This window comes from Microbacterium sp. NPDC056057 (assembly GCF_042266945.1).
Lineage (GTDB): Bacteria > Actinomycetota > Actinomycetes > Actinomycetales > Microbacteriaceae > Microbacterium > Microbacterium trichothecenolyticum_C.
Map to the genome: position 1 here is coordinate 403,136 of NZ_JBHJWS010000001.1, position 17,226 is coordinate 420,361.

The 17,226-nt window shown below is 71.3% G+C and carries 16 protein-coding genes; 6 read left to right on the top strand and 10 right to left on the bottom strand.

Annotated elements, in window-relative coordinates; translation table 11 throughout:
• Positions 1-31 precede the first annotated feature (31 nt).
• Genes ACFC1K_RS01760 through ACFC1K_RS01770 form a run of 3 tightly spaced genes read left to right on the top strand, consistent with a single transcriptional unit; the run spans position 32 to position 3,524 of the window.
• The gene (locus ACFC1K_RS01760; protein ID WP_375870184.1) at positions 32-904 is read left to right on the top strand and encodes a DUF1684 domain-containing protein; all 873 of its coding nucleotides are present in this window, start codon (positions 32-34) and stop codon (positions 902-904) included.
• Positions 901-1,986: an LLM class flavin-dependent oxidoreductase gene (locus tag ACFC1K_RS01765; protein ID WP_375870185.1), complete on the top strand. Its 1,086-nt coding sequence runs from the start codon at positions 901-903 to the stop codon at positions 1,984-1,986. The genes ACFC1K_RS01760 and ACFC1K_RS01765 overlap by 4 nt, the downstream gene beginning before the upstream one ends.
• Entirely contained in the window at positions 1,983-3,524 is a 1,542-nt protein-coding gene (locus ACFC1K_RS01770; protein ID WP_375870186.1) for an MFS transporter, read from the top strand. Before ACFC1K_RS01765 ends, ACFC1K_RS01770 begins: the two co-directional genes overlap by 4 nt.
• A gap of 31 nt (positions 3,525-3,555) precedes the next feature.
• Here ACFC1K_RS01770 and ACFC1K_RS01775 read toward each other — a convergent pair whose 3' ends face one another.
• The 9 genes from ACFC1K_RS01775 to ACFC1K_RS01815 form a co-directional block, all read right to left on the bottom strand.
• Positions 3,556-4,926: an FAD-binding oxidoreductase gene (locus tag ACFC1K_RS01775; RefSeq protein ID WP_375870187.1), complete on the bottom strand. Its 1,371-nt coding sequence runs from the start codon at positions 4,924-4,926 to the stop codon at positions 3,556-3,558.
• Positions 4,927-5,072: 146 nt separating this feature from the next.
• Positions 5,073-5,915 carry a PhzF family phenazine biosynthesis protein gene (locus ACFC1K_RS01780; protein WP_375870188.1) on the bottom strand — a complete coding sequence of 281 codons (843 nt, stop codon included), beginning with the start codon at positions 5,913-5,915 and terminating at the stop codon, positions 5,073-5,075.
• 61 nt (positions 5,916-5,976) lie between these two features.
• Positions 5,977-6,171: a hypothetical protein gene (locus ACFC1K_RS01785; RefSeq protein ID WP_375871142.1), complete on the bottom strand. Its 195-nt coding sequence runs from the start codon at positions 6,169-6,171 to the stop codon at positions 5,977-5,979.
• Between the two features lie 54 nt (positions 6,172-6,225).
• On the bottom strand, positions 6,226-7,125 hold the full coding sequence (locus ACFC1K_RS01790) for an alpha/beta hydrolase (protein ID WP_375870189.1): 900 nt from the start codon (positions 7,123-7,125) through the stop codon (positions 6,226-6,228).
• A 70-nt stretch (positions 7,126-7,195) separates the two neighbouring features.
• Positions 7,196-8,407, bottom strand: a complete 1,212-nt coding sequence (locus ACFC1K_RS01795) for a D-alanyl-D-alanine carboxypeptidase family protein (protein WP_375870190.1) — start codon at positions 8,405-8,407, stop codon at positions 7,196-7,198.
• Between the two features lie 229 nt (positions 8,408-8,636).
• Positions 8,637-10,313 carry an LLM class flavin-dependent oxidoreductase gene (locus ACFC1K_RS01800; RefSeq protein ID WP_375870191.1) on the bottom strand — a complete coding sequence of 559 codons (1,677 nt, stop codon included), beginning with the start codon at positions 10,311-10,313 and terminating at the stop codon, positions 8,637-8,639.
• Between the two features lie 132 nt (positions 10,314-10,445).
• Positions 10,446-11,438 (bottom strand): ABC transporter substrate-binding protein, encoded by a 993-nt coding sequence (locus ACFC1K_RS01805; RefSeq protein ID WP_310286954.1) that lies wholly within the window; start codon positions 11,436-11,438, stop codon positions 10,446-10,448.
• Positions 11,439-11,488: 50 nt separating this feature from the next.
• Positions 11,489-12,292, bottom strand: a complete 804-nt coding sequence (locus ACFC1K_RS01810; RefSeq protein WP_375870192.1) for an amino acid ABC transporter ATP-binding protein — start codon at positions 12,290-12,292, stop codon at positions 11,489-11,491.
• A gap of 1 nt (position 12,293) precedes the next feature.
• Positions 12,294-13,370 (bottom strand): amino acid ABC transporter permease, encoded by a 1,077-nt coding sequence (locus tag ACFC1K_RS01815; RefSeq protein ID WP_375870193.1) that lies wholly within the window; start codon positions 13,368-13,370, stop codon positions 12,294-12,296.
• Positions 13,371-13,566: 196 nt separating this feature from the next.
• Here ACFC1K_RS01815 and ACFC1K_RS01820 point away from each other — a divergent pair, with 196 nt between their 5' ends.
• Both ACFC1K_RS01820 and ACFC1K_RS01825 read left to right on the top strand, forming a co-directional pair.
• Entirely contained in the window at positions 13,567-14,622 is a 1,056-nt protein-coding gene (locus ACFC1K_RS01820) for an LLM class flavin-dependent oxidoreductase (RefSeq protein ID WP_375870194.1), read from the top strand.
• Complete coding sequence (locus ACFC1K_RS01825) at positions 14,619-15,932, top strand: LLM class flavin-dependent oxidoreductase (RefSeq protein WP_375870195.1); 1,314 nt, start codon at positions 14,619-14,621, stop codon at positions 15,930-15,932. The genes ACFC1K_RS01820 and ACFC1K_RS01825 overlap by 4 nt, the downstream gene beginning before the upstream one ends.
• A gap of 18 nt (positions 15,933-15,950) precedes the next feature.
• Here ACFC1K_RS01825 and ACFC1K_RS01830 read toward each other — a convergent pair whose 3' ends face one another.
• The gene (locus tag ACFC1K_RS01830) at positions 15,951-16,394 is read right to left on the bottom strand and encodes an SRPBCC family protein (RefSeq protein ID WP_375870196.1); all 444 of its coding nucleotides are present in this window, start codon (positions 16,392-16,394) and stop codon (positions 15,951-15,953) included.
• A 70-nt stretch (positions 16,395-16,464) separates the two neighbouring features.
• On the opposite strand from ACFC1K_RS01830, the gene ACFC1K_RS01835 reads away from it, so the two are divergent.
• Positions 16,465-17,196, top strand: a complete 732-nt coding sequence (locus tag ACFC1K_RS01835; protein ID WP_375870197.1) for a nitroreductase family deazaflavin-dependent oxidoreductase — start codon at positions 16,465-16,467, stop codon at positions 17,194-17,196.
• Positions 17,197-17,226 lie beyond the last annotated feature (30 nt).

Sequence of the window (17,226 nt, forward strand, 5' to 3'; positions counted from 1 at the left end):
CGATCCCCATCCACCCCACCGAGGAGCACCCATGACCACCACCCTCAACTCCGATGTCGATCGCGCCGTGTTCGGTCGCGAGTGGGAGGACTGGCACCGCACGCATGAGACGCGGCGCGCCGATTCCCTCGGCTTCTTCGCGATCACCGGCCTGCACTGGCTCGGCAACGACCCCACGACCCTTCCGGGTGCGCCCGGGACGTGGCGCCTCGGCCCCGACGGCGTGGTCGTCGAGCTCGCCGAGGGCGAAAGCCTGACGCTCGACGGCGTGACGATCACCGGAACGCACGCGTTCGGCGAGATCGCCGAGCGGGGCAGCGTCTCGCCCACCTTCACGGACGGCGAGGTCGCCGGTGCGGTCGAGATCGCGATCCGCGGCGGGCACACGATCCTGCGTCCGCGCCGGGCCGATCACCCGTTCCTCGCGGAGTACTCGGGCACCCCGACCTACGTGCCGAATCCGCGCTGGCGGGTGGCGGCGCGCTTCCGCCCGTTCGATGCGCCCGTGCCGACCGAGGTCGGCGCCGCCGTCGACGGGCTCACCCACGTCTACGACGCCCCCGGTGTGCTGGAGTTCTCGTGGCGCGGCGAGGAGTTCTCGCTCACGGCGTTCGAGGGCAAGGCGCCGGGCGACCTGCTCGTGCTCTTCACCGACGCGACGAGCGGGATCACCACGTACGCCGCGAACCGTTCGGTCGGCATCGGCGCCCCGGACGCCGACGGCTGGACCACGATCGACTTCAACCGCGCCGTCAACCTGCCCTGCGCGTACACGGACTTCGCCACATGCCCGCTGCCGCCCGAAGGCAACCGCCTGCCGATCGGCATCGAGGCGGGCGAGAAGACGCCGCTCGCCCGTGTGATCTCGAACGCCGACCTCGTCGCGCCGGAGGTGGCCGCATGAGGTTCCAGCTGCTCGACATCGTCCCCTACCGTGCCGATCCGATCACGGGCCACCAGGTCTCGCCCGCCGAGCGGTTCGCCGAGACGCTCCAGCAGGCGATCCGCGCAGAAGAGCTGGGATTGGATGCTGTGGCCATCGGCGAGCGTCACGCCGGGCACTTCATCTCCTCGTCGCCGACGGTGCTCTTGGGTGCGATCGCGGCCCGGACGCACAGCATCCGCCTCAATTCCGGCGTGACCGTGCTCTCGGTGCTGGATCCGGTGCGCGTCGCCGAGGACTACGCGACCATCGACCAGCTCTCGGGCGGGCGGCTCGACATCACGATCGGCAAGGGCAACGAAGTCGCGCAGTTCCCGCTGTTCGGGCTCGACATCGACGACCAGTGGGAGCTGCTCGCCGAGAAGTACGAGCTGCTGCGGACGCTCTGGCGCGAGGAGGACGTCACCTGGCCGGGCACCGAGTTCACCCGGGCCTTGACCGGCGTCACCACGCTGCCGCGACCCTTCGCCGGGGCGCCGCGCGTGTGGCACGGCTCGGCGACGACGCTCTTCTCAGCGGGACTCGCGGCGAAGTTCGGCGACCCGCTGTTCAGCGCGAACGCGATCCAGCCGCTCGAGAACTACGGCGTGCTCGTCGACCACTACCGCTCGGAGTTCGCGCGGCACGGCCACGATCCGGCGAACGCGTTCGTCGCCGCCGGCTCGGGCGCGCTCTTCATCGCCGACACCACCCAGGAGGCGATCGCCCAGTACGGCCCGGTCTACAACGCGATCGTCGCCGCCACCAACGTGCCGGGGAACAACACCCCGTTCCGCGACATCGAGCACGCCGTCGCCGAAGGCCCGGCCCTCGTCGGCACACCGCAGCAGGTGATCGACAAGATCGCGCGGTTCCACGGCCGGCTCGGGCACGACCTGCAGTCGATCAGCCTGCCGACGACGGTGCCGTTCGCGCAGCAGCTCGAGATCCTCGAGCGGTTCGCCGAGGAGGTCGCACCGGTGCTGCGGCGGGAGTTCCCGACGGTGCTGTGGACGGAGGCCGACCCGCTCGGTCAGCGGGAGCGCGAGCTCACGACCGCATGAGTCGCCGGAGCGCGGTCCGCGACGCGACTGCTGCAGTCTCCGGCGAGCGCGGCGGCGCACGACGCAGCGGTCGCAGGGAACGGCAGCAGTCGCACGCGCGACCGGCGCTCTGGGCATGCCTCGCGGCGGGCTTCGCGACGCTGTTCGACGCGGTGGTGATCACGTACGCGGCGCCGGCGGTGAGCGCGTCGTTGGGCGGCTCCACCGCGGGCGTGCAGTGGCTGCTCGCGTCGTTCTCTCTCACGTTCGGGCTCGGGCTGATCCCGTCCGGACGGATGGGCGATGTGTACGGACGCCGGCTGCTGTTCCTTGCCGGCCTCGGCATCTTCCTGGTCGGAGGCGTCGCGGCCGTGGTGGCCCCGACGATCGCGGTGCTTGTGGCGGCGCGGTTCGTGCAGGGGCTGGGTGCCGGTGTGATCAGCGCGCAGGTGCTCGGCGCGATCCAGGACCTGTTCACCGGGAGGGCGCGCCTCAGCGCCCTCGCCGCCTACACCGCGGTCGGAGGGCTCGCAGGTGTGCTCGGCCCGGTGCTCGCCGCTGTGGTGATCGTGACCCTCTCCGCCCAGGTGGCGTGGCGCGTCGTTCTGCTGACTCCTCTCCCGCTCGTGATCGTCGCCTTCGTGCTCGGATGGCGCGGGATGCCGGGCCCCCGTGCCCGCGCGAAGCCGCCGGAGTCGGAGCGGGTGTGGCTCGATCTGCCGGGCATCGTGCTGCTGTGCCTCGTTGTGGTGGCGCTGACGCTGCCGGTCGTGGAGCCGGGGCTCTCGGGAACGTCGGGCCTGGCCGTCGCCGGCGCCGCGGTGCTGCTCGGGCTGGTGCTCGTGCTGTGGGAGCGCCGGTACGCACGGCGTGGACGGCTTCCGCTGTTCGCGCCGGCGCTGGTGCGCTCGCGCGGTTTCGTCGTGGGGAACGTGGTCGCGCTGCTGTGGTTCGGCAGCGGCATGGCGGCAGGGTCGGTCGTGACCCTGTACTTCCTGCAGTCGCCGGCGCTGTCGGCTCTGGTGATCGCGCTCGTGTTCGCGCCGGGCGCGCTGGCGCGGCTCGTCGGGTCGCTGTTCAGTCTGCGGGTGGTGGGGCGTATCGGGTCCTCGGCCACGGTGTGGCTCGGCCTGGGCCTGCAGGCGGCGCTGTTCACCGGGCTCGCGATCGCGGCGCCGCTGGTGCCGAACGGAGCCCTCTTCGTCGTCGCGGCGACCGCCCAGATCGGATTGGGGATCGGCGGCGGTCTCGTGGAGCCAGTGGTGCGTGCCACGACCCTTTCGTTCGCGTCGGCCGAGCTGCACGGCGTCGCGGCATCGTTCCTGCAGCTCACGCAGCGGCTGGCCGCGACGTTCCTGGTGGCCCTGGCCACCGGCATCCTTCTCACGTCGTCGGGCGTCTCGACCGTCGCCACGCTGCAGGCCGCACTCGCGACGTGCGCGGTGGGCTCGGCGGTGGCGCTCGTGGCGTCAGCGGATCCGGCGTTCCGGCGGGCAGGCACACGCGCGGAGGTTCCGGCGCCGCTGCGACGTGCAGCGCACACGACCCCCGCTCGTTGAGCGAACGAGGGTCCTGCCTGCCGACCCGCCGCTACGGCACGATGTTCTGGTTCAGGTGGAACATGTTGTCCGGGTCGTACGCGCGCTTCACCGCCCGCAGGCGGTCGTAGTTCGCACCGTAGTTGCTGGAGGCCTTCGGCTGGTCGTCCTGCGACGCGAAGTTGATGTAGCCGCCCGGCTGCGAGAAGGGCTCGATCGCCGCGTAGTAGTCCTTCACCCACGCGGTGTTGGCGGTGTTCTGCGTCGGATCCGGCCACATCCCGGCGATCACCAGCGCGAAGTTCGCGTCGCGATGCCCGAAGGCCGTCGCGTCGGAGGCCACGTCGTGGCACGCGCCATTGATCGGGTAGAAGTGGACCGTCGAGTTGACCGTCGGCACCCGCGGGCCGTGCTCCATGTGGGCGGCCACCGACTCCGGCGTGAGCTCGTCGAGGAACGCCGCCTTCCAGTAGTGCTGCAGGCCGGGAGGAACGAGTCCGTCGAAGAGACCGTTCATCGCCGGGTAGGGCATCGGACCCACCATCTCGGCCACCGGCTTCGCGACGTCGCGGAACCCCTGGACCATCTTCTCGGCCTCCGACGCCGGGCCGTTGATGCAGAAGACCACCGCGACGAACGGCTCCCCGGCGCGGTCCTCCGGCACGAAGGGCAGCGGAGGAGCGATCTGGAACGCGGGGAACCCGCCGAACTCGCGCGGTGCGGTCCGCACATAGTCGGCGAAGTGGGCCAGGATCGCCGGACCGTCCGCGAGCTCGAAGAACATCGGGCCGCCATAGATCTCGGCGACCGGATGCAGCTGGAAGGTGAACTTGGTCACGACGCCGAAGTTCCCTCCCCCGCCGCGCAGAGCCCAGAACAGGTCGGGCTCCTCGTCCGCGCTGGCGGTGACGATCTGGCCGTCGGCGAGCACGACCTCGGCCGCGAGCAGGTTGTCGCACGAGAAGCCGTAGCCCCGGGCGAGATAGCCGATGCCGCCGCCGAGCGTGAGGCCGCCGACGCCCGTCGTCGAGATGATGCCGCCGGTCGTCGCAAGGCCGAATGGTGCCGCCGCCTCATTGAACATCCCCCAGGTGGCCCCGCCACCCACGTCGGCGGTCGAGGACGCCGGGTCGACCGCGACCGAGGTGAGGTCTCCCAGATCCGCGACGAGCGCGCCGTCGGCGGTGCCGAACCCCGGCACGCTATGACCTCCGCCTCGCACCGCGAGGCCGCTCCCGTCCTCAGCGGCGGCGCGGACGACGGCCGCGACATCCGCGGCATCCTTACACCGCACGACCGCGGCGGGTCGGCGGTCGATCATCGCGTTGTAGACGACCCGCGCCTCGTCGTATCCGTCGTCGCCTTCTTCGACGACCGAACCCTTCACGCTGCCCCGCAGCGAATCCATCACCTTCATGGACATGGTCGACCTTCCCATCGACGCAAACGGGCACAGCGACCGCACGGTGCGTGCGGGCGTCGGCACCGGTTTGAATCGACGGTCCTCGCGTTCGAGGGCACTGTCAAGACGGTCGGTCGCCACTGGGTGAGGCAGCGGAACCCTGGTGGTCAGCCGATCCGCGCCGCCGATCCCGACACGACGATCCCGCCCGTCTCGGGGATGTCGACGGTGAGCTCGCTCGGCCGGCCGACGTGGCTCCCCTGGAGGATCACGACGCGCGCCGGGGTCTCGACCGCGCCGGTGGCGCGGAGGTACCCGCCGGTCGCGGCCGCCGCGGCTCCGGTGGCCGGGTCCTCGATGATCGGGCCGACCGGGAAGACATTGCGGGCGTGCCACCTGCCGGCGCCTTCGGGCCAGAGCACGATCATCGTCGCCGGCCATCCCCGCGCGTCGAGCACCGCACGGGCGCGGTCGGGATCGATCGCGAACCCGTCGAAGATCTCCCGGTCGGCGAGCACGACGAGCGGGTGCCAGTTGCCGCCGAACACCTGCGCGGGGGCGAAGTCCGGGTTCAGGTCCCGGTCCGTCAGCCCGATCGCTCCGAGCACGTCGGCCAGGGCCTCCGCGGGCAGCGGGGCCGTGTCGGGCTCGACGCTGGTGAACGAGACGCGCCGCTCACCGGAGTCCGTCGCCGTGACGATCTCGACGACGCCGACCGGAGTCTCGAACGCGATCGCGCCGTCGCCGTCGGCCTCGGCGATCGCTGCCGCCGCAGCGACGGTGGCGTGACCGCAGAACGGCACTTCGGCGAGCGGCGAGAAGTAGCGGATGGCCCGACGACCGTCGTCACCGGCGACCACGAACGCCGATTCGGCATACCCGAGGTCTGCGGCGATGCCGAGCATCGCAGCATCCGTCAGTCCATCGGCGTCCAGCACGACACCGGCGGGATTCCCTCCCGCGGGCTCGGAGGAGAAGGCCGTCCATCGCTGGATGTCGATCGCGCTCATCCGGTCACGATAGGTCACGGCGGTGCGGCGCGGTCGCCAGGCACCGACCGATTCCTGCCGATCAGGGGGTGCGCCGCCGGCGCCGCGCGATCCCGATGCCGATCAGCACGAGCCCCACGACGAGCACGATCGGTCCGATCGTCGCCCACAGCGTCGACCCGGTCATCGCCGATCCCTGCAGCACCCCGGCGCCCTGCAGCGTCCACACCAGTCCCACCGCGGCGAGGATCACGCCGGGCACGAGGAACGGCCACATTCGCTTCACGGCCCCGACCTTAGTCCGGCCGCCTGCCCTGCGACAGAGCCCCGCTCACCCGTCGCCGCGCAACCAGCTCACCACGTACGCCGGGGCCGTGTCGGCGGCCTCGAGAGCGATCGCAACGTGCGACCCGTCCATCCAATAGAGCTCCGAGCCGGCGATGCGCGCGTGGGCGTACTCGGCGTTGGCGGGGGGCGCCATCCGGTCTGACCGCGCGTGCACGATCAGCGTCGGACACGTGATCCGCTCGAGCGCCGCCGGCACGAGCTCGGCGTAGTCGTTCCTCATCCCCGCGCGGCGCCGTTTCGCACCGAGCGATGCCCGGAGCGTCGGCTCCATCGTGTCGGTCCGGCCGGGAATCGCGGCGAGCTCCTTCGCCCGCGCCGACACGACGGCACGGCTCTCGGTGCCGGCGCCGCCCATGAGCGCGCCGAGCGCCCACCTCGGTGCATGCCGCAGGAACCACAGCTGCATCTTGGCGGCCCAATCCCAGGCGAGGAGGTTCGATGCCAGACGAGGAGGCCGGCCCGGGATGCAGATCGCGTCGACCTCCACGAGCCTGCTCACCCGATCGGGGTGCCGCGCGGCGAGCTCGTAGCTCGCCGGTCCGCCGCCGGACGCCGCGAACACGGTGATGCGGTCGATCCCGAGTGCATCCAGCAGCGCCGCGAGGGCGTCGCCCTGCTCGGGGAAGGTGCGTCCGGTCGACAGCGGCGTTCCGAGATATCCGGGTCTGCTGGGCGCGATGATCCGGAACCCGCTCCGGCGCAGGAACTCCGCCGCGACGAGCCCCTGATCCCAGCCGCCCAGCGTGCCGTGCACCGCGAGGATCGGCTCGCCGGTCCCCCGTTCGGCGTACTCGACCGGCCCCGCCGCCGTGGCGACGGTGTGCGGAGTCTCCGCCATGCACGCGAGGTAGTCCTCCCGCGTGGGCGTCGGCGCGGTGGCCATGATCCACTATCCCAACCTGCGCGGCCGCCGAACAGGGTGGCAGCATCGAGGCGTGGTCGGCGGTCGCGCGCTACTCCCCGCCGAGCTCCCCCGGGTGCGTGAGCCGCCACGAGTCCGTCGGCGGGACGATGGTGCCCTCGATCTCGATCGGAACCGTCACCGTGTTCGGGCCCGCGGTCCACGTGATGCTCCCGACCTCTTCGCCGTCGGTGTAGGTCTTGGGCGTGGTCGTCGTCATCTCGACGGTGATCGGGGTGTCGGACCACGTGAAGATCGTCGCGTAGTCCGAGACGACGATCTGCGCCGACGCGCCCCACCTCGTCGTGATCGTGCCGACCGGCTGATCGCGCTTGGCGAGCGGCACTTCATGGAAGCCGGCACGGATGCTGTCGATCAGCGTCATCACGTCGTGATTGACGTTCGCGCGGGTGAAGCCACCGAGAACCACTCCGGTCACGCTGAGCGGCTGCGCCGTTCCGACGGGGACGGATGCGGTGAAGAGCAGGTTGTACGTGCCCTCGCCCAGGTTGCCCGTCTTCAGGCCGGTGATCCCGTTGCTGCCGAGGAGGTCGTTCGTGTTCTGCATCGCGCCGGGACCGGGCAGCGCCAGCGAGCGCGTCGCGGTGATGCTCGAGATCACGGGATTCGCGGCGGCGAGCTTGCCGAGCGCGATGAGGTCGGCCGGGGTGCTGGTGTTGCGCGCGTCGAGGCCGGTCGGCTCGACGATCGTCGTGCCGGTGAGGCCGTTCGCGGTGAGCCACCGCTGGGCGGCCCCGCGGAAGGCGCCCTGCGAGCCGAACGCCCACGTCGAGACGGCCTCCGCGTAGTTGCTCGCCGACGGGATGAGCATCGTCGCGAGCGCATCGTGCAGCGACATCGAGCTGCCCGTCGGCATCGCCGCGATGGTCGCGCCGCGCACGTAGTACTGGTCGTAGAGGTCGTGGTCGGCCTTGCTGAAGGTGATCGTCGGCCCGGGATCCGCGGTGTCCGCCAGGGGATGACGATCGAGGATCACGAGCGCCGTGATGACCTTGGTGATGCTCGCGATCGACTGCGGCTCGCTCGTCCCGCTCGTCGCCCAGATGCCGCTCGCCTCGGCCCCGAGGTACTCGTCACCACCGGCGACGGCGATCGCCGAGGAGCCGGTGGACGGAAGGGCGACCGCGGCAGCCGCCGGCACTGTCACGGGCGGCTCCTGCGACTCGACGTGCGGCGCGCTCACGGGTGCCGTCAGCGCCCACCACACGTAGCCGCTGGGAACGGCGAGCAGCACCACGAGCACGATCGCCGTGACGATCCAGCCGATGCGCCGACGCCGGCGACGCGCCTGCGGATCAACCCACCGGCGACCGAGCGGCTCCCGCTCGTCGCTCAGCAGCTCGGTGAGGTCGAAGAACTCATCGGTGGGCTGCTGCGGCGTGGAAATGGAAGACTCCCCTCGAGATGCTGAGCCCCATCATGCATCATTTGAGACTCCCCGTCTCACCGATGTGTGAACGGGGAACTCGCCATCACACCGGTGGCGCCGCCGCGGGCTCGGGAGCGAGGTCGTAGCCGAACGTGTACAGCTCGATCCAGCGGCCGGGCTGCACCTCCTTGAGCCCCTCGCGCTCCGGCAGCCGATCGAAGCCGAGCTTCGCGTACAGCGCGTGCGCGCCGGTCATCTCGGGACCGCTGTTCATCACGACCCGGTGCGAGCCGCGCTCGCGCGCGAGGTCGATCACGTGACGGGTGAGAGCCTCGCCGATGCCCCGACCGCGGGCGGCGGGAGCCACCGCGAGCTGCCGAAAGTCCGTCTCGCCGGGCTGCGCCATCTCGGCGAGCGGACGGTTCGGTTGCGCGACCCAGACGGTGCCGAGGATCTCGCCGCCGGCCTCGACAGCGACCCACACGTCTCCGCCGCGCACGCGGCTCGCGACGTCGCGCAGCGAAGCGACGTACTCGTCCGAGAGCGTGTCGTAACTCGACAGATAGGCGTGGGCGGTCACTTCGCCGGCGCGCTCGTACTCCTCAATTCGGACGAGCCGAATCGTCCATTCGGATGAAACGGATGCCGCGTCCGCGGTGTCTCCGCCAGGCTCCGCGCCCGTGTCCCACGCCTCGGCCAGCAGCTCGTACGAGCGCACCCGGTCCACGGGGTCGTGCGTGACCGTCGTGACGAGGAGCTCGTCGGCACCGGTCACGCGCTGCAGCGTCTCGAGGCGCTCGACCACTGTCTCCGCCGATCCGACGAACTGCGTGTCGAGGCGGTCGCGGACGACCGCGAGCTCCTCGGCCGTCAGCGGGTCGGCAGCGGCCTCGTCGGGCGAGGGGAAAGGGACGGCGCCCTGGCCGGCGCGGATGCTGTGCACCCATCGACCGTAACCCGCGGCGAGGCGGCGGGCCGCGGCATCCGTCTCTCCGACGACGGCGTCGACCGACACGATGACATACGGCTCGGCGAGGCGGCCGGGGCGGAACGCGGCGCGGTACTCGGCGATCGCCTCGAGCACGAAGCCCGGTGCGACGTGGTAATTCGCGCCGAACGGGAGCCCGAGCTCTCCCGCGAGCCGGGCGCTCGGGCCGGCGGTGGAGCCGTGGATCCAGACGGCGACGTCGGCGCCCTCCGCGGGCGTGACACGGATCGGCACGTCCTCGGGCGGCGAGAACGAGCCGTCCAAGAACGACAGGATGTCGGCGACGTCTTCGGCGAACCGGTCGGCGTCGGCGTCGGTGCGGCCGAGCAGCCGCGCCTGCACGACGAAGCGCTCCGCGTCGAACCCGGCGAACGGGCGCGCGGCCGGGAGCAGCAGGCCGTCGACGACGCGGTCCTCCGGCGCGGCGGGCAGTGCGGTCGCGGCGGCGCTGCGCGAACCCGAGCGCCCGATGCCGAGGTCGAAGCGGCCGGGGTGCAGCTGCGCCACGACGCCTGCGGCCTCGGCGACCTGCGCCGGCGAGTAGTTGCCGATGATCGTGGCGGCGGTGCCGATACGGATGCTGTGCGTCACCGCCGCGACGGACGCGAGAAGCACGTGCGGCGCGGCGCCGGCGATTCCGGGGTTGAAGTGGTGCTCGGCCACCCAGTAGCGCCGGTAGCCGAGCCGCTCGGCCGCGCGGGCGAGTCCGACGCTGGCGCGGAGGCCGTCGGCGGGAGTCTGCCCCGAGCCGAACGGCGACAGGTCGAGGACGGACAGCGGAACGCGGGACATGGGTGCTCCCTAGGCATGGTGCAGACGTGGAGAACGAGGGCACGGAATCGGAGGTTCTCGGCGACACGCCGGGTGGCAGCATCCCACCCCCGGCGGGTCGGCCGAGACCTCCGATTCCGTGCTCGCGAGCGGTCAGGACTTGGGGAGTCCCGGCGGGTTGATGAGGCTCTCGTCGACGCGCTCGGACTCGAGGTCCCAGATCTTGAGGACCTCGTCGTACTGACCGTTCTCGATGATGTAGTTGAGGGCGATGGCCACCGGCTCGATGAGTCCGTTGCCCTTGGCGGTCGCGGCGGCGATGTTCGCGGTCAGCGGCCAGCCGCCGGGCACGAGGCCGACGAGCTTGGTGTCACCGGTCTCGCGGGCGGCCCAGGCCGACGTCGCGTTCGGTCCGAACGTCGCGTCGATGCGGCCCGACTGCAGCGCCAGCACGGTCGCGGCGTTGTCGTCGAAGTACTGCAGCTCAGCCGGCTCCTCGCCCGCGGCCTCGAGCTCCTCGTTCCACGCGAGCAGCACCTGCTCCTGGTTCGTGCCCGAACCGACCGCGATGGTGAGGCCCGAGATGTCGGCGGCCTCCTCGATCTTCTCGATGTCGCTGTCGCTCTTCACGTAGAAGCCGAGCAGATCCTCGCGGTAGCTCGCGAAGTCGTAGAGCTCCTTGCGCTCCTCGGTCACGGTGACGTTCGACGTGATGAGGTCGTACTTGCCGGACTGGATGCCGAGGGGCCAGTCCGCCCATGCGACCACGACCGGGTTGTACTCGAGGCCGAGTGCGTCGGCGATCAGCGCGCCGATGTTCGGCTCGGTGCCGGCGGCCTCGGTCTCGCCCTCGGGGATGTAGCCGAGCGGCGGGACGTACGCGGAGTGCGCGACGGTGAGCTTGCCCGGCTCGACCGGTTCGAAGCCGCTCGCCTCGAGCGCCTCGACGGCCTCGGCGACGGGCTCGTCGAGACGCACCCACTGGATGTCGTCGGTCGCGACGTTCGCCGACTCCTCGGTCGCCGCGGGCGCGGCCGCCTCGGCGGGCTGGTTCTGGTTGACGCCCCAGACGACGCCGCCGACGATCGCGGCCACCGCGACGACGCCGACGCCGATCGCGATGCCCTGCTTCTTACTCAGTGCCATGTGATTGCTTCCTTTTCTCGGGTGAGGACTCTTGGGAGAACTCGGATGGGTCAGGCCAGGACCTTCGCGAGGAAGTCCTGGACGCGGGGGTGCTGCGGGCGCACGAGCACCTCGGCGGGCGGGCCCTGCTCGATGACACGGCCGCCGTCGAGGAACACGACGCGGTCGGCGACCTCGCGGGCGAATCCGACCTCGTGCGTGACGATGACGAGGGTCGTGCCGAGCTGCGCGAGGTCGCGGATGACGTCGAGCACCTCGCCGACCAGCTCCGGGTCCAGCGCGCTCGTCGGCTCGTCGAACAGGATGACCTTGGGCTTGAGGGCCAGGGCGCGGGCGATCGCGACGCGCTGCTGCTGCCCGCCCGACAGCTGCCGGGGGTAGTGCTCGGCCTTGTCGGCGAGCCCGACCCGGTCGAGCAGGCCAAGCGCCAGCTCGCGCGCGTCGTCCTTCGAGAGCCGGCCGAGCGCGATCGGCGCCTCGGTGACGTTCTCGAGCGCCGTCAGGTGCGGGAAGAGGTTGAAGTTCTGGAAGACGATGCCGATCTGCGTGCGGCGCTCGAGCACCTCGCGCTCGCGCAGCTCGTAGAGCCTGCCGCCGCGCAGCTCGTAGCCGATCAGCTGACCGTCGACCGTGACCGAGCCGCGGTCGACGCTCTCGAGGTGATTGATGGTGCGCAGCAGGGTCGACTTGCCGGAGCCGCTCGGCCCGAGGATCGCGACGACCTCCCCCGGCTGGACGGTCAGGTCGATGCCGCGCAGCACCTCGACGCCGCCGTAGCTCTTGTGGACGTTGTGGATCTCGACGAGGCCCTTCGTGGCGGTCTCCGCCGGGGTCTGGACGATGGTGGTGCTCATGTCAGCGCCCTCCGAACTTCGCGTCGTTGCCGTTGCTGTGCTGTGCCGCAGTGGGAAGGGGCGCAGCATCCGCTCCCTCCAGAGGAGGTGGTGACGAATCCGAGTCGCCGAGACGGGCCCACTGCACGGCGATCCAGTGGCGGGCCCGCTGGACAGGCGTCGGGGGCAGCACGCGCACCGTGCCGCGGGCGTAGTGCCGCTCGATGTAGTACTGCGCGATGCTCAGGACCGTCGTGATGATCGTGTACCAGACCACCGCGACGAGCAGCAGCGGGATCACGCGGCTGTTGCGGTTGTAGATGACCTGCACGGCGTAGAACACCTCGGGCAGGGCGATGACGAAGACCACCGATGCGCCCTTCACGAGCCCGATCACCTCGTTGGTGGCGTTGGGGACGATCGAGCGCATCGCCTGCGGCAGGATGATGCGGGTCAGCCGGCGGCGGGGAGGGATGCCGAGTGCCGCAGCCGCCTCGAGCTGGCCCTGGTCGACCGACAGCAGGCCGCCGCGGATGATCTCGGCCGAGTACGCCGCCTGGTTGAGGCTGAGACCCAGGATCGCGGCGGCGAAGGCGCTGATCAGCTGGACCGTCGGGAACTCGACGATCCAGAAGTCCGTCGTGAACGGGGTGCCGAGGCCGAGGGTCGGGTACAGGTAGCCGAGGTTGTACCAGACGATGATCTGCACCACGAGCGGCACCGAGCGGAAGAACCAGATGAACAGCCACGCCGCCGAGTTCAGGAGGGGGGACTTCGCGAGGCGGGCGAGCGCGAGCAGCGTGCCGAGGAAGAAGCCGATGGATGCGGACACCACCGTCAGCAGCAGCGTCAGGCCCACGCCCTGCAGCACAGGCTCCGACAGGAAGTAGTGCGCGAAGACGTCCCATTCGTAGTTCTCGTTCGTGACGAGCGACCACGCGAACTGCGCGACGACGAACAGCACGACGATGCCGATCGACCAGCGGAACCAGTGGCGCGTGTGGACCACGCGGAGGTCGCCGAGGTCGACGCGCGACGCCGCGGGCGCCGGCGGCGCGGCTTCTGCGGCGCCTGCCTGGCGCGGGAGGGTGTCGGTCATGAGGGGCTCCTCGGTCGGCGGCGCTAGGTCTGCGGGATGCGCCGGTAGGCCGAAGGTAGGGCGGACCCCGCCGTCCTGCCGAGCCGTGGCAGCCCCCGGCCGACACGGATCGTGACGGTGTGCAACGCGGCGTCACACTCCGGAATCGGGCGACGCACGCGGGGTCGGCATCGGCGCAAGGCCTACCGTGGCTCGCATGTCCGACACCCCGTTCGCCGTCGCCCTCGAGCTGGACGCCGACGGCGCCCACCCCGCTGCCGGCGCCGCATCGCCCGGCGCCCTCTCGGCGCGTCGCCTGGCCTCCCGCGCCGCGAGCGCCGAGCGCCTCGGCTTCACCGCCGTCACCTTCGACGACGCTCCGCTGCCGGCGGGCGACCTCGCCCGTCTCGACGCGGTGCAGCGCGCCGCGTTCGTCGCTCCCCTCACGTCGGCGATCGGTCTCGTGCCCGTCGCGCACACGACGTACAGCGAGCCGTTCCACGTGGCGACGCAGCTCGCGAGCCTGGACTGGGCGTCGAACGGACGCGCGGGCTGGATCGCCGCGGCCTCCGGCACCGCTCGCGAAGCAGCCGCGTACGGCCGCGAGGCGCTGTCGGGCGACGAGCTCCGCCGCGAGCGCGACGACGTCATCGAGGTCGCGCGTCGGCTCTGGGACTCGTGGGAGGACGACGCCGTCATCCAGGATGTCGCGACCGGCCGCTACCTCGACGCCGACCGCCTCCACTACGTCGACTTCGAGGGCGAGCGCTTCTCGGTGAAGGGCCCGCTCATCACACCGCGCCCGCCGCAAGGGCAACTGGTCGTGGTCGCGCCGGCAGGTACGGCGGGTGCGGATGTCGCGCTGGTCTCGGGTGCCGATCCGGCGGAGATCGCGGATGCTGCCGCCCGCGCGCGTGCCGCGGGCGCGGCGCTCGTCTGGGCCGAGGTCGACGTGGTGCTCGATGCCCGGGGCGTGTCCGCGGCCCGACGGCTGTCGGCGCTGGGGCCGTGGCCGGAGGTCGGGCTGCTGCGCTACGCGGGTGGAGCGGACGGTCTGGTCGCGCTGATCGCGGGGCTCGCAGCATCCACCGATGGCGTCCGCCTGCGGGTCGCGGAACTCGATGTCGATCTCGAGGAGGTGGGCCGCGCGGTGCTGCCGGCCCTGCGGGAGCGGATCGGGTTCCGCTCGCCGCGCGCCGGAGAGACCTTGCGGGACGCGCTCGGACTCGACAGACCCGTCAATCGCTATGCCGCCGTGAAGGAGTTCGCATGACCACGTCCCGCCGCATCCAGTTCGGTGTCTTCTTCCAGGGGGTCAACTTCGGAACCATCTGGTCGAGCGACCGCAGTGGCTCGCAGTACGACTTCGAGTCGTTCCGCCGCATCGCCCAGACCGCCGAGCGCGGGCTCTTCTCGGCGTTCTTCCTCGGTGAGGGCCTCCGGCTGCGTGAGCACTTCGGCCGCGTCCACGACCTCGACATCGCCGGCCGACCGGATGCGCAGACGCAGCTCGCGGCGCTGGCCGCCGTCACCGAGCGCATCGGCCTCGTGGCGACGCAGAACACCACGTACAACGACCCCTACGACCTCGCGAAGCGCCTGAACTCGCTCGACGTGCTGAGCGACGGTCGCGCCGGCTGGAACATCGTCACGACCGACAACGCCTGGACCGGCGCGAACTTCCGTCGGGGCGGCTATCTCGAGCACGCCGACCGATACCGTCGGGCGGCGCAGTTCGTGGCCGCGGCGCAGCGACTGTGGGATGCCGGGGCCGACGGCGTCGGGACGCCCGTCAGGGTGGGCGATCAGCTGGTGTCGTTCGAAGGCCCCGCGCCGCTTCCGCCGAGCGCGCAGGACCGGCCGGTGCTCTTCCAGGCCGGCGACTCCGACGAGGGCCGCGAGTTCGCGGCGGCGAGCGCGGACGTCATCTTCTCGGGGCATCCGGGTCTGGAGGATGCCGTGTCATTCGCCGCTGACGTGCGCCGGCGCCTGCCCCGCCATGGGCGGACCGAGGACGACCTCAAGTTCTTCCCCGGTGCGCAGTTCATCCTGGCGGCGACCGACGCCGAGGCCCGCGAGAAGGCCGAGTGGGTCACGCGGGCGCAGGTGTCGCCGCAGACCGCGATCCGCTTCCTCGAGCCGGTGTGGGGCCGCGACCTCTCGGAGTTCGATGCCGACGGACCGCTGCCCGACATCGACCCGGTCGTCGACGAGGTGGACGGGCAGCGCGGGTCGCTGTTCCAGGGCCGCCGCGCGGTCGAGACGGCGCGCGAGTGGCGCGAGAGCGCGGCCGCCGAAGGCCTCTCGATCCGCGAGTTCGTCGTCAAGCGGTCGTCGCTGCGCACCTTCGTGGGCGGATACTCGACGATCGCGGACCGGGTGCAGCAGTACGTGGACGCGGGCGCCGTCGACGGGTTCAACGTCTCGCCGTACCTCGTGCCCGAGGGGCTCGACGACATCGTCGACGGGCTCATCCCCGAGCTGCAGGAACGCGGGATCTACCCGACCGAGTACGTGGGCACGACGCTGCGGGAGAACCTCGGGCTGCCGGAGGTGGGCGAGCGGGCGGAGCTCGCGGCCTGATCCGGATCGGGCGGAGGCTCAGTCGATCGCCGCGACGAGGTGCGCGTTTCTCTCGGCGATGAGTCGGCGCATGTAGGGAACGAGAACCAGCCGTTCGGCGAGCGTCCCGAATATCGGAGAGGCGAGGGTGATGGTGTCGGTCATGCGGGACCCCGCCGGAAGCTGCTCGAAGCGGTGCTCGTGGACGAAGGTCTTGAACGGGCCCCGGACCTGCTGATCGACGAACCGTGACGGGTGGTCGAGCGCCGTGATCTGGGACGTCAAGGTCCACCAGATTCCGAAGTGGCGGGCTCGCCATGTCACCGTCTCGCCGAGGCCGATCCGCCCTGACGTCACACCCGCGACGGCGCGCTCGGCCGACTGAGACATCGAGGCGAGGTGGGCGTCGATGTCGAGCGAGAGGTCGAAGAGCGCCTCGACCGGGTACGGAGTCTCGGTCACCAGCGTGAAGGTGGAGGGCACCCCTCCATCTTGGACGCGCGCCGCCGCGGGCCTCTGGTACGCCGGCCGGTGCCGACCGTAGTGTGGGCCCGTGCCGGTCCGGTCGGTCGTCAGAAGCGCCGTCGGCGCCGCGTTGCTCGTCAACGCCGTGCCGCACGGGGTCAGCGGTGTGCAGGGACGGCCGTTTCCCAGCCCGTTCGCCGATCCTCCCGGTGTCGGTCTGTCGTCGCCGCGGGTGAACGTGGCATGGAGTGCGGCCAACGCGATCGTGGGGACGCTGCTGCTGCGACGAGGCATCCGTTCGCGCGGCGAAGCTGTCGGGGCCGCGGTCGGCGCCGTCGCCATGGCGATGACGGTGTCGTACCACTTCGGCGACGTGCTCGCCGGAGGCAGCGGCCTTCGGGGCTTCTCGATGCGCCGGTCAGCAGGCGACTCCGGACCACCGCGCGCGCTCGTGAAGGCCACGGAACCCCTCGCGAACGCCCTCGCCGGTCGCCGCTGGTTCCCGCTGTGGGCGGTGCTGCACCATCGTGGGCGCAAGAGCGGCACGGCGTACGCGACGCCCGTCGCGATGGTGCCCACTGTGGATCCGGCGCTCGTGATGATCGGCCTGCCGTGGGGCCGGAACACGAACTGGGCGCGCAACGTCGTTGCCGCGGGATCGGCCGAGCTCACGTGGTCGGGCGCGACCCACCCCGTGTCGTCGCCACACATCGTCGAGCCGGCGGAGGCGGCGGATCTCGCGAAGCCGCTGTTCCGCTCCATCGTGAAGCGGATGCCTGCCGCGATCGTGCTCCGTCGTTCGCCCGGGTCGGTTGCCTGACTCCAGCTGCGGGAGCCGCTCGACCTTCCG

Excerpts from the sequence above, each read along its gene's own strand:
- ACFC1K_RS01825 (WP_375870195.1), top strand. The coding sequence starts at position 14,619 with ATGACCACGTCCCGCCGCATCCAGTTCGGTGTCTTCTTCCAGGGGGTC.
- ACFC1K_RS01785 (WP_375871142.1), bottom strand. The coding sequence starts at position 6,171 with ATGTGGCCGTTCCTCGTGCCCGGCGTGATCCTCGCCGCGGTGGGACTG.
- ACFC1K_RS01775 (WP_375870187.1), bottom strand. The coding sequence starts at position 4,926 with ATGTCCATGAAGGTGATGGATTCGCTGCGGGGCAGCGTGAAGGGTTCG.
- ACFC1K_RS01790 (WP_375870189.1), bottom strand. The coding sequence starts at position 7,125 with ATGGCCACCGCGCCGACGCCCACGCGGGAGGACTACCTCGCGTGCATG.
- ACFC1K_RS01815 (WP_375870193.1), bottom strand. The coding sequence starts at position 13,370 with ATGACCGACACCCTCCCGCGCCAGGCAGGCGCCGCAGAAGCCGCGCCG.
- ACFC1K_RS01800 (WP_375870191.1), bottom strand. The coding sequence starts at position 10,313 with ATGTCCCGCGTTCCGCTGTCCGTCCTCGACCTGTCGCCGTTCGGCTCG.
- ACFC1K_RS01820 (WP_375870194.1), top strand. The coding sequence starts at position 13,567 with ATGTCCGACACCCCGTTCGCCGTCGCCCTCGAGCTGGACGCCGACGGC.
- ACFC1K_RS01805 (WP_310286954.1), bottom strand. The coding sequence starts at position 11,438 with ATGGCACTGAGTAAGAAGCAGGGCATCGCGATCGGCGTCGGCGTCGTC.
- ACFC1K_RS01760 (WP_375870184.1), top strand. The coding sequence starts at position 32 with ATGACCACCACCCTCAACTCCGATGTCGATCGCGCCGTGTTCGGTCGC.
- ACFC1K_RS01780 (WP_375870188.1), bottom strand. The coding sequence starts at position 5,915 with ATGAGCGCGATCGACATCCAGCGATGGACGGCCTTCTCCTCCGAGCCC.
- ACFC1K_RS01810 (WP_375870192.1), bottom strand. The coding sequence starts at position 12,292 with ATGAGCACCACCATCGTCCAGACCCCGGCGGAGACCGCCACGAAGGGC.
- ACFC1K_RS01765 (WP_375870185.1), top strand. The coding sequence starts at position 901 with ATGAGGTTCCAGCTGCTCGACATCGTCCCCTACCGTGCCGATCCGATC.
- ACFC1K_RS01770 (WP_375870186.1), top strand. The coding sequence starts at position 1,983 with ATGAGTCGCCGGAGCGCGGTCCGCGACGCGACTGCTGCAGTCTCCGGC.